Source organism: Streptomyces sp. NPDC056128 (assembly GCF_042263835.1).
Lineage (GTDB): Bacteria > Actinomycetota > Actinomycetes > Streptomycetales > Streptomycetaceae > Streptomyces.
Genome location: NZ_JBHJVQ010000014.1, coordinates 144,058 through 154,586 on the forward strand (window position 1 = coordinate 144,058; position 10,529 = coordinate 154,586).

General features: G+C 74.3%; 10 protein-coding genes. 4 read left to right on the forward strand and 6 right to left on the reverse strand.

Features of this window, described 5'->3' with window-relative positions:
* Nucleotides 1-81 precede the first annotated feature (81 nt).
* The 4 genes from ACFC1X_RS24880 to ACFC1X_RS24895 are packed head-to-tail and all read right to left on the reverse strand — an operon-like array spanning nt 82 to nt 2,925.
* On the reverse strand, nt 82-675 hold the full coding sequence (locus ACFC1X_RS24880; RefSeq protein WP_376357105.1) for a dTDP-4-dehydrorhamnose 3,5-epimerase family protein: 594 nt from the start codon (nt 673-675) through the stop codon (nt 82-84).
* Nucleotides 676-708: 33 nt separating this feature from the next.
* Nucleotides 709-1,374 (reverse strand): sulfotransferase family protein, encoded by a 666-nt coding sequence (locus ACFC1X_RS24885; RefSeq protein WP_376357083.1) that lies wholly within the window; start codon nt 1,372-1,374, stop codon nt 709-711.
* Between the two features lie 18 nt (nt 1,375-1,392).
* Entirely contained in the window at nt 1,393-1,839 is a 447-nt protein-coding gene (locus tag ACFC1X_RS24890; protein ID WP_376357085.1) for a carboxymuconolactone decarboxylase family protein, read from the reverse strand.
* Between the two features lie 57 nt (nt 1,840-1,896).
* Complete coding sequence (locus ACFC1X_RS24895) at nt 1,897-2,925, reverse strand: methyltransferase (protein ID WP_376357087.1); 1,029 nt, start codon at nt 2,923-2,925, stop codon at nt 1,897-1,899.
* A 210-nt stretch (nt 2,926-3,135) separates the two neighbouring features.
* Here ACFC1X_RS24895 and ACFC1X_RS24900 point away from each other — a divergent pair, with 210 nt between their 5' ends.
* Nucleotides 3,136-3,753, forward strand: a complete 618-nt coding sequence (locus ACFC1X_RS24900; RefSeq protein WP_376357089.1) for a disulfide bond formation protein DsbA — start codon at nt 3,136-3,138, stop codon at nt 3,751-3,753.
* 7 nt (nt 3,754-3,760) lie between these two features.
* On the opposite strand, the gene ACFC1X_RS24905 is transcribed toward ACFC1X_RS24900, so the two are convergent.
* On the reverse strand, nt 3,761-4,648 hold the full coding sequence (locus ACFC1X_RS24905) for an NmrA/HSCARG family protein (RefSeq protein ID WP_376357091.1): 888 nt from the start codon (nt 4,646-4,648) through the stop codon (nt 3,761-3,763).
* A 140-nt stretch (nt 4,649-4,788) separates the two neighbouring features.
* Nucleotides 4,789-5,517: an SDR family oxidoreductase gene (locus ACFC1X_RS24910; protein ID WP_376357093.1), complete on the reverse strand. Its 729-nt coding sequence runs from the start codon at nt 5,515-5,517 to the stop codon at nt 4,789-4,791.
* 235 nt (nt 5,518-5,752) lie between these two features.
* On the opposite strand from ACFC1X_RS24910, the gene ACFC1X_RS24915 reads away from it, so the two are divergent.
* The 3 genes from ACFC1X_RS24915 (at nt 5,753) to hemG (ending at nt 10,389) form a co-directional block, all read left to right on the forward strand.
* Nucleotides 5,753-7,258 carry an FAD-dependent monooxygenase gene (locus tag ACFC1X_RS24915; protein ID WP_376357095.1) on the forward strand — a complete coding sequence of 502 codons (1,506 nt, stop codon included), beginning with the start codon at nt 5,753-5,755 and terminating at the stop codon, nt 7,256-7,258.
* A 33-nt stretch (nt 7,259-7,291) separates the two neighbouring features.
* Nucleotides 7,292-8,779, forward strand: coding sequence for an FAD-dependent monooxygenase (locus tag ACFC1X_RS24920; RefSeq protein WP_376357097.1), 1,488 nt, complete (start codon nt 7,292-7,294; stop codon nt 8,777-8,779).
* A 134-nt stretch (nt 8,780-8,913) separates the two neighbouring features.
* Nucleotides 8,914-10,389, forward strand: a complete 1,476-nt coding sequence (hemG, locus tag ACFC1X_RS24925) for a protoporphyrinogen oxidase (RefSeq protein WP_376357098.1) — start codon at nt 8,914-8,916, stop codon at nt 10,387-10,389.
* The last annotated feature ends 140 nt before the right edge of the window (nt 10,390-10,529 follow it).

Sequence of the window (10,529 nt, forward strand, 5' to 3'; positions counted from 1 at the left end):
CGTGGGGGGGGGGGGGGGGGGGGGCGGGGGGGGGGGGGGGGGGGGCCGGGGGGGGGGGGCCCCCCCCCGGACGTGCGCGCGCTAGTGTCCGGCCCGGTCCGCGGTGAGCGGGCGCGGCGGGCACTGCTGCCAGGTGGGCAGCAGGCCGGCCGCCGCCGCCTGGGCGAGGGTGGGTGCCGCGGCGTCCTTGTCCGAGCGGATGGGCGGCCCGGTGAGGTTCCAGGGCAGGGCCAGGGCCGGGTCGAGGGCGTCGATGTCGATCATCGATCCCGGCACGTACTCCTGGGAGCACAGGTAGCTCATGCACGTGTCGTCGCTCAGGGCGAGGAAGGCGTGGCCGACGCCGTCGGGCAGGTACACGGCCGTCCCGGTCTGCGGGCTCTGGTGGGTGACGTCGTAGTGGCCGAAGGTCGGTGACCCCACCCTCAGGTCGACGGCGATGTCCAGGGCGCTGCCGCGTACGCAGGTGACGAACTTCGCCTGGCCGGGCGGGAGGGTGGTGCCGTGGATGCCGCGCAGGGTGTTGCGGTGGGAGACGGAGTAGTTGACCTGGCGGACCGTGAACTGCCAGCCGGTCTGGGCCAGCAGCAGGTCGGCCCGCACGGATTCGAAGAAGTGGCCCCGCCGGTCGCTCAGGGGCTCGGGTTCGACGCGGTAGGCGCCGGGGACCGTCATTTCCGTTATCAGCACCGGTGGCTCCTCGCCCCGTCAGCCGGCGGCCGGCGCCGCGGCGGCGCCGGCCGCCCGGGCGACCCGCTGGCGCATGGAGGCGGTGTCGTTGGTCCGCGGGAACGCCTCGCGCGGGGTGTCGACGCCCAGGAAGTCGCACAGCGGCTCCCAGCCCTGGCGCACGTCGTAGACGAGGACGTTGTCCGCGCCCAGGGTGCGCACGACCTCCTCGTTGTGCCGGTGGTAGACGTCGACGGCGTGGTCCTTGTCGGCGAAGCGGCCGCCGAACAGGCCGTCCCAGACCATGGTGTTCGTGATGCGGAACAGGCGTGCCTGCGGGCTGCCGGGCTCCGGCGGGTTGGCCATGCTGCGCAGGGCGAACTGGTAGAGGGTGTCGTGGGTGCTGCGGTACCAGCTGTCGGGGTCACGGACCGTCAGGACCGTCCTGGCGTCGGGGAACGCCTGGCTGATCTGCCGGTAGTACAGGGCGCAGGGGCCGTCGGCCGCGGAGGCGTAGCCGTCGAAGACGGCCGTCCAGTCGGGGCTCTCGCCGTCGCAGACGATCCGCTCCCACTGCTGGAGGCGGCCAATGTCGCCGACGATGTCGAACATGTGGAAGCAGGGGCCGAGACCGAGCCGGTCCAGGGCCGTCTTCAGTGAGGTGGTGCCGGTCCTGCCCAGGCCGGCGTTGATGAGCTTGAGCACAGTGCCCTCTCCCTTGTCTCAGCGCCAGGCCGCGGCTTCCTGGCGGGTGGCGACGTTCACCCGGTTCCAGAAGTTGACCAGGCCGATGTGCATGACCAGCGCTCCGAGCTGCTCGTCGGTGTAGTACTGGGCGGACTTCTCCCAGACCGCGTCGGAGGCCATGTCCTGCGGGTCGGTCATCAGGGTGACGGCCTCGGCCATCTCCAGCGCGGCGCGTTCGCCCGGGTCGAAGCAGGTCTCGGTGCGCCAGAGCGCCACCTTTCCCAGGCGCTCGTCCGCCGTGGCGGCCTGCTCCGGGTCGTCGGGGAACGTGTAGGTGCGGCCGTTGATCTCGCTGACGCGCAGCCGGACGAGGTCGAGGGTGCTCTGCGCCACGCCGACCTTGCCGATGACCTCGGTCAGGTCGAGCAGGGGCTGCAGGGCGCCGGGGACGACCAGGGAGGGGTTGTCCATCCGTTCAGTCATCGGGTCTTCTCCTGTGCGGTGTGCGGGGATGAGTCGGTTGCGTGCGGGCGGCGGCCCTCAGACGGGGATGCCCTCGATGACCGAGATCGGCGCGCTGGTGGGAACGACCCGGGTGAGTTCGAAGCCGGCCCTGGCGAACAGCTCGGTGTACTGGGCGCGGGTGCGTTCGCGGGCGCCGAGCATCAGCATCAGCCAGAGGTCGATGGTGTGGCCGATGTGCTTGTCGTTGTTCTCCGGCAGCGCGTACTCGACGACGAGGAGCCGGCCGCCGGGGGCGATCGCCTCGCGCGCGTTGCGCAGTGCGGTGACGGCGTCGGCCTCGGAGAAGTCGTGGATGATGTGCTTGAACACGTAGGCGTCGGCGCCCGCGGGCAGGGTGCCGAGGTAGCCGCCGTGCTCGATGGTGAGCCGGTCGGCGACGCCGGCCGCCTCGAAGAGCGCCGGCGAGTCGACGGTGGCGATCTCGGAGTCGTACAGCACGCCCTTGGTGTCGGGCGCCTGCTGGAGGATGCCCGCCAGGAGGTTGCCCCGGCCGGCGATGACGTCGACGACGGTGTGGAAGCGGGAGAAGTCGTAGGCGGCCAGGATCGGGGCGGTCTCCGAGGCGGACAGTTCGCCGAACGCCTGGAAGAACACCCGGGCGTAGGCCGGGTCGGCGTGGAAGAAGTCCAGTGCGCCCATGCCGCGCAGCTTGGGCAGGTTGGCCTCGCCGCTCTCCACGGTGGCGGACAGGTGGCCCCACTCCTCCCACAGCGTGGGGTGGCCCATCAGCAGGGCGAAGCCGTGCATCGAGTCCGGCGCGTCCTGGCGGAGCTTGTCGGACAGCGGGGTGTTCTCGTACCGGCCGTCCTCGCGGACGGCGAAGATGCCGTGGCCGGCCAGCGCGCGCAGGACGCGGTGGGTCGCGTCGTGGTCGGATCCGGCGCGGGCGGCGATGTCGGCGGCGGGCAGCGGGCTGTCGGCCAGCACGTCCGCGATCCCGAGTCCGGCCGCGACGGAGATCGCCTGGGTGATCACCGCGCCCTGGATGAGATGGAGCAGTGCGTACGAGTCGGACTGGTCACGATCCTCGGGCTGCACGGACATGCCTTTCCTTTCGGAGCGCCTCTTTTCGCGGATTCCAGACGATAGGGCGGCACTTTGGAAAACCGCAACCATGGTTTTTGACGCAATTGCCGGGCGGGCGTTCAACCGTGGAATTTGAGCGGTTGAACAGGCGGTGTCCAGCGCCGCTCCAGCCGCATTCCGGCACGGCTTGCCAAATTGTTCCGGCCCGGCTACATCGAGGAGGTTCCGTTGCGGCACGACACCCCGACCACGGTGGATTTCTGGTTCGACCCGACCTGCCCCTGGGCGTGGCTGACCTCCCGCTGGGTCCTGGAGGTCGCCCGGCAGCGGCCGCTGGGGATCCGCTGGCACCTGATGAGCCTGACGGTGCTCAACGAGGGGCGCACCGGCCTGCCCGAGCGCTGGCACCAGGACCTCGCCGGGCGGCTGGAGCCGGTGCGGGTCTGCGCGGCGGCCGAGCAGCGGTACGGCCCCTCGGTGCTGGGCCCGCTCTACACCGAACTGGGCACGCGGTTCCACCTGGAGCGGGCGCCCAGGCAGCCGTCGACCTACGCGGCGGCCCTGGCCGCCGCGGGCCTGGACACCGCTCTCGCCGACGCGGCCGGCACCGGCGTCTACGACGACGCGGTGCGTGCCTCGCACCACGACGCCGTCGGCCGGGTCGGCGACGATGTGGGCACGCCCGTCGTCGCGGTGGGGGACGTCGCGTTCTTCGGGCCGGTGGTCACCCCCGCCCCCCGCGGGGAGGCGGCGGTACGGCTGTGGGACGGGGTGCTCGCCGTGGCGGCCACCGACGGGTTCTTCGAACTCAAGCGGACCCGTACCCGGCGGCCGGTGTTCACCTGACGCCCGGTCAGCGCGGAGCCGCCGCGGGGGCGGGGGCGGGGGCCGTCCAGTTGGCGGCCAGCCAGGTCTGCAGGGTCACCAGGCCGGGGCGGGTGCCGCGCAGGGCGTCGAGGTCGGCGCGGTAGCCGTCCCGCTCGAACCAGTCGAACATGTTGGCGAGGTCGGGGCGGGCCGAGCGCAGCGGCTCGATCGGCAGCTGCTGGTAGCGGACCGGTACCCCGGCGACCGCCTCGAACGCGGCGGCCATCTGCGGTCCGGTCAGCGCGTCACCGGCGATCTCGACCACCCGGCCCAGCCAGGCGTCCGGGTTCTCGAAGGCGTCCGCCGCGAACACGCCGATGTCGCCGGTCGCGATGAGCTGCACCTCGGTGCGCGGGTCCAGCCACATGGCCAGCACCAGTGCGTCACCGGCCGGGCGCGGGGCGATGTCGAGCAGGATGTCGTGGAACATGACCGGCCGCAGCACCGTCACCGGCAGGTCGAGGGTGCGCAGGTACTGCTCGACGCGGTGCTTGCTCTCGAAGTGCGGGACGCGGGTGTCGCGGTCCGCGCCGCCGACCGAGCTGTAGACGAAGTGCCGCACCCCGGCGTGGACCGCGGCGTCGGCCACCGCCCTGGCCTGCCGCTCCTCGGCCTCGACGCCGCCGGGGCCGCGGAAGGTCTGGACGCTGAACACGCCGCTCACCTCGCGCATGGCCGCGGTGAGGGACGCCGCGTCGTCCATGTCGCCGCGGACCAGGACGGCGCCGGCCTCCCGCAACTGCCTGGCCTGCGCCTTGTCCGGGTCGCGGACCAGGGCGTGCACGGTGTGCCCGCGCCGCAGCAGTTCGCGGGCCACCGCCCCGCCCTGCCGGCCGGTCCCGCCCAGCACCAGGATCGTCTCGTCAAGCGCCACTGTCGTCTCCACGTCTCGTTGCCGCCGTGGCCGGGCCCGGCGGTCAGGTCGGATGCGGCGGCCGGGGGGCGGCCGCCGCGCGTCGGGGCGTCATGCGCCCGGGGGGGGTGCGTGGGGGGCGTCGTGCGCCGGGGGGCGGGCTACCAGGGCACGGGCCCCTCGTCCGCCAGGCACACGCCCGACGGGCCGTCCTCGTCCAGCAGGGCGAGGCGGACCACGACCGCGGCCCCTTCGGCGGGTGTGCGGCGGCCGCGGTGGTGGTTGAGGTCGGTGGCCACCACGCCGGGCAGGGCGGCGTTGACCTTGACCGCACCCCCCCGCAGTTCCTTGGCGTAGGCGGCCGTGACCGCGTTCAGCGCGGTCTTCGACGACTGGTAGGCGATCATGTTGACGCCCGCCGTCGGCGAGTGGGGGTCCGAGCCGAGGGCCAGCGACGCCAGGTGGCTGGACAGGTTGACGACGCGGCCGGCCGGGGAGCGGCGCAGCAGCGGCAGCATCGCGTGGGTCACGGTGACCACCCCGAACACGTTGGTCTCGTAGACCTCCCGCAGGTCGGCGGCGGTGGCGTCGCTCGGCGTGCCGGTGAACCCGCCGGCGGTGCCGGCGTTGTTGACCAGGATGTCCAGGCGTCCGTGACGCCGTTCGATCTCGCGGGCGGCGCCGGCCGCCGAGGCCGGGTCCGTCACGTCCAGCGGGAGCGGCGCGGCGTCGATGCCGTCGGCGGCCAGCGCGTCGGCGGCCTGCTTGCCGAGCACCTCGTCGCGGGCGCCGACCAGGACGGTGATGCCCCGCTCGCCGAGCTGCCGCGCCGCGGCGAAACCGATGCCCTTGTTGGCACCCGTGACGAGGGCGATCTTCTGGACCGTCACATCAGCTTCCTTTCTGCGGCCGTGGGGCGCGCATGGGCCGCGGAACAATGAATGTCCGGGGACACCCGACGATATTGCTGCGGTGCCCTCTCCACGTTCAAGCGTTCACCCCCGCGTTCAAAAAGGGGCGGGTCTTCCGCCGGGGTCCGTGAATTCCGCCATCGTTGCGGCCGGACTTCGCCCTGAGTAGCTTCACAACGGCCAACCGTTGCCACAGCGCAAAGGGCCTCATGAAATGAAGAGAACTGATGTCATCGTGGTCGGTGCGGGGCCGGCCGGCCTGCTGCTGGCCGGGGAACTGTCCCTGGGCGGGGCCCGGGTGGCCCTCTACGACCGGCTGCCCGCCCCCGCCGGACACTCCCGGGCCCTGGGCTTCAACCGGCGGGCGGCCGAAACACTGGGGCAGCGCGGCCTGCTGAGCCGGCTGGGCGATGTCCGGTGGGGGCCCATGGGGCACTTCGGCGGCGTCCGGTTCGACCTCGGCATGCTCGACGAGGACCACAGCGGCGTCCTGGGCCTGTCCCAGGCCCGGACCGAAGAGGCCCTCGGCGACTGGCTGGACGGCCTCGGCGTGCCGGTGCTGCGCGGCCGGGAGGTGACCGGCCTGCGGCAGGACGACGACCAGGTCGTGGTGTCCTTCACCGGCCCCGGCGGACCCGGCGAGCACCGCGCCTCCTACGTGGCCGGCTGCGACGGCGCGGGCAGCACCGTGCGCGCCCTGGCCGGCATCCCGACCCGCAGGTGGGAGCCGACCCGGGGCATGTACACCGCGGAGATCAGCGGCGTAAGCCCGCGTCCGCGGCCGATCGGCGAGCGGCTGCCGGGCGGCCGCATGGTGGTGTGCACCCCGCTGGGCGGGGGCCGCTGCCGTGTCGTCGTGCACGACCCGGACCTGCCCTCGCGTCCCGAGCCGGGCGCCCTGACCTTCGCCGAGGTGGCCGGGGCGTGGCGGCGGCTGACCGGCGAGTCCATCGACGGCGCCCACTGCCACTGGCTGTGGGCGTGCGGCAACCCGGCCGCCCTGGCCGGCGCGTACCGGCGCGGGCGGGTGTTCGTGGCCGGGGACGCCGCGCACGAGATCCCGCCGCTGGCCGCGTGGGGGCTGAGCGCCGGACTGCAGGACGCGGCCAACCTCGGCTGGAAGCTGGCGGCGGCCGTCACGGGCCGCGCCCCCGAGGGCCTGCTGGACACCTACCACGGCGAACGCCACCCCGTCGGCGCGCAGTTGATCCGCGACGCCCGCGCGGCCTCCAAGCTGTACCTCGGTGACGAGCACCTGGACCCGGTCCGTGAGGTCGTCGGCGAGCTGCTGGCCCACCGGGACGCCGCCGAGCGCACAGCGGGGATCGTGAGCGGCCTCGGCATCCGCTACGACCTGGCCCGCGGCGGGCACCCCCTGCTCGGCCGGCGCATGCCGCCCGAGCAGCAGCTCACCCTCCCCGACGGCACCCGCACCCGCGTCGCCGAACTCCTGCACACCGGACGCGGACTGCTCATCACCACCGGCACCACCACCGATGCCGCCTCCCTAGCCCGCGACCACACCGACGGCGGCGGCGTCGGTGTCGGTGTCGATGTCGTCACCGGCACCTGGACCACCCCGCCCCGCCACCGCCTCGACACCGTCCTGGTACGCCCCGACGGCTACGTCGCCTGGACCTCACCCGGCACCACCGACACCCTCACCGACGCCCTCCACCGCTGGTTCGGCGCCGGCGTCCCGCAGACCGCCGCCCGGTGAGGCCGGCGGCATCCACCCAGAAGGAGCGCACACATGGCCAGGGATGTCATCGTCGTCGGGGCCGGCCCGGTCGGGCTGATGACGGCGGGCGAACTGCGGCTCGGCGGCGCGGACGTCGTCGTCCACGAGCGGCTGCCGGCCCCGACGCGCCAGTCGCGCGGGGCGAGCTTCACCCGGCGCACCGCCGAGTGCTTCGACCAGCGGGGCCTGCTCGGCCGCCTCGGTGAGACCGAGCCCGCCGACAGCCACTTCGGCGGGGTGCCGATCGACCTGGGTCTGCCGGACGAGAACCACTACGGGCACCGCGGCGTCCCCCAGTACCGCACCGAGCGGATGCTGGAGGACTGGGTGGCCGGGCTCGGCGTGCCGGTGCTGCGCGGGCGGGAGGTGACCGGCCTGCGGCAGGACGACGACCAGGTCGTGGTGTCCTTCACCGGTCCCGGCGGACCCGGCGAGGAACGGGCCGCCTACGTGGTCGGCTGCGACGGCGGGCGCAGTACCGTGCGCAAGCTGGCCGGGATCGCCTTCCCCGGCACCGACGGCCGGCGCGGCTTCCTGACCGCGGACGTCACCGGTGTCGAGACCCGCAGGCGGCGCATCGGCGAGGACCTGCCGGGCGGCAGCATGGTGATGGCGATGGACCTGGAGAACGGCGTCACCCGGGTCGTCGTCCACGAGGCCGGCACGCCGCCGCCCCGCGACCGCGGCGCGCTCACCTTCGTGGAGCTGGCCGACGCCTGGCAGCGGCTGACCGGCGAGTCCATCCATCACGGGCAGTGCCGGTGGATCAGCTGTTTCACCGACGCCTCGCGGGCCGCCGCCGCATACCGGAGCGGGCGGGTGTTCCTGGCCGGTGACGCCGCGCACGTGCAGCCCCCGGCGATGGCGCAGGGGCTGAGCGTGGGGGTCCAGGACGCGGTGAACCTCGGCTGGAAGCTGGCGGCGGCCGTCACGGGCCGCGCGCCCGAGGGCCTGCTGGACACCTACCACGGCGAACGCCACCCCGTCGGCGCGCAGTTGGCCCGCAACGCCCGCGCGGCGATCGAACTGCGGCTCACCGGCGAGGACATGGACCCGGTCCGCGAGATCGTGGGCGAGCTGCTGGCCCACCCGGGCGCCGCCGGGTACACGGCCGGCATGCTGAGCAACCTCGGCATCCGCTACGACCTGGCCCGCGGCGGGCACCCCCTGCTCGGCCGGCGCATGCCGCCCGAGCAGCAGCTCACCCTCCCCGACGGCACCCGCACCCGCGTCGCCGAACTCCTGCACACCGGACACGGACTGCTCATCACCACCGGCACCACCACCGATGCCGCCTCCATGGCCCGCGACCACAGCGTCGGTGTGGGTGTCGATGTCGTCACCGGCACCTGGACCACCCCGCCCCGCCACCGCCTCGACACCGTCCTGGTACGCCCCGACGGCTACGTCGCCTGGACCGCACCCGGCACCACCGACACCCTCACCGACGCCCTCCACCGCTGGTTCGGCGCCGGCGTCCCGCAGACCGCCGCCCGGTGAGCGGCCGGGCGGCTCTCCAGCCGCCCTCGACCGCAGGGCTGGGCCGGGCCGCGACACTGCCAGGGCCTGCGGCGGGCGCCGGGCGCCGGCGCCGGCAGGTCCTCAACGACCCCGACCACGAAGGATCTGGTGGAATGGCTGGCACCGAACAGGATCAGGTGAGTGGAAAGCCCCACGTCGTCGTCATCGGGGGTGGTATCGCGGGGCTGGCGGCGGCGTTCCGGCTGCGCAACGAGCCGGTGCGGGTGACGGTCCTGGAGGCGTCGTCCCGGCTCGGCGGGAAGCTGTCGGTCTCCGACGTGGCGGGGGTCGCCGTCGACGAGGGCGCCGAGTCCCTGTACGCCAACCGGCGCCGGACCACCGGGCTGATCGAGGACGCCGGGCTCGGCGGGCGGATCAGGGCGGCGGGGGTGACCGCGTCGGCGATCTGGAGCCGGGGCGAGATCCGGCAGCAGCCGGACCGTCAGTTCATGGGCGTGCCCTGCGACATGGACGACCTGGCCCGTTCGGGCGTCGTCTCCGCGCCGGGCGTCGAACGGGCCCGGCAGGACCTGGTCCTGCCGTCCTTCGACCGGGACGGCGACGTGTCGGTGGCGGACCTCGTCGGCGGGCGGTTCGGGCAGGAGGTCGTGGACCGTCTCGTCGAGCCGTTCCTCGCCGGTGTGTTCGCCGGCCGCGCCGCCGACCTGTCGTTCGAGGCCACGCTGACGCCGCTGGCGAAGGCGGCGCGCGCGCACGTCTCGCTCGCGGACGCGGCCGCCTCGCTGACGCCGGTGCTCGCCCAGGGACAGAAGCCGCCGCCGGTGCGGGTGGCGACCCTCGAGGGCGGGTTCGGTTCGCTGCCGCCCGTGCTGGTGCGCCAGGTGCTGGCGGCCGCACCGGACGCGTCCGTGCGCACCGGTGCCCCCGTGCGGGAGCTGGCCCGCGGTGCGGGCGGCTGGCGGCTGACCGTGGACGCCGGCACCGGCACCGGCACCGAGCGCATCGACGCCGACGCCGTCGTCCTCGCCGTGCCGGCCGCTCCCGCGAGCCGGCTGCTGGCCGGCGTGGCCGGGATGTCCCCGGCCGTTACGGCGTTCGCCGAGGTGCCCTACTCCAGCGTGGCGATGGTCACGCTCGCCTACCCCCGCGCGGCGTTCCCCGGCGGTCTCTCGGGCCGCGGGTACGCCGCCTACCGGGTGCCCGCGGTGGAGGGCCGGGCGGTCAAGGAGGTCACGTTCACCACCGTGAAGTGGCCGCACCTGGCCGGTGAGGTGGAGATCGTGCGCTGCTCGATGGGGCGGCTGGGCGAGGAGGACCTCCTGGGGCGCGACGACGCCGACCTCGTGGCGCTGGCGACGGCCGAACTGGCCGAGGCCACCGGCGTGCGGGGACTCCCGGTCGCGTCCCGGGTCAGCCGCTGGCCCAGCGCCCTGCCGCAGTACACCGTCGGCCACACCGGGCGGGTGCGGCTGATCCGTGAGACGGTCGCCGCCCAGCCCGGGCTGGCCGTGTGCGGGGCGCTGTACGACGGGGTGGGCGTCGGGGTGTGCATGGCCTCCGCGCGCCGGGCGGCCGAGGAGGTGCTGGCCTTCGTGCGGCAGGACGCCGCGGTCTCGGCCGGCGTCTGAGCGGGCCTGGACCACAGGAAGCGGCCCGGGGCCGGGCAAAACAGCCCCCCCCCCGCCGAGGTGGGGGGGGGGGGGGGGGCGGGCCACGGGGGGGTGTGGGGGGGGGGGCGGGGGTGGGCGGGGGTGGTGCGGTCGTGCCT

Coding starts and splice junctions, on each gene's coding strand:
- ACFC1X_RS24915 (WP_376357095.1), top strand. CDS start 5,753: ATGAAGAGAACTGATGTCATCGTGGTCGGTGCGGGGCCGGCCGGCCTG.
- ACFC1X_RS24880 (WP_376357105.1), bottom strand. CDS start 675: ATGACGGTCCCCGGCGCCTACCGCGTCGAACCCGAGCCCCTGAGCGAC.
- hemG (WP_376357098.1), top strand. CDS start 8,914: ATGGCTGGCACCGAACAGGATCAGGTGAGTGGAAAGCCCCACGTCGTC.
- ACFC1X_RS24890 (WP_376357085.1), bottom strand. CDS start 1,839: ATGACTGAACGGATGGACAACCCCTCCCTGGTCGTCCCCGGCGCCCTG.
- ACFC1X_RS24895 (WP_376357087.1), bottom strand. CDS start 2,925: ATGTCCGTGCAGCCCGAGGATCGTGACCAGTCCGACTCGTACGCACTG.
- ACFC1X_RS24920 (WP_376357097.1), top strand. CDS start 7,292: ATGGCCAGGGATGTCATCGTCGTCGGGGCCGGCCCGGTCGGGCTGATG.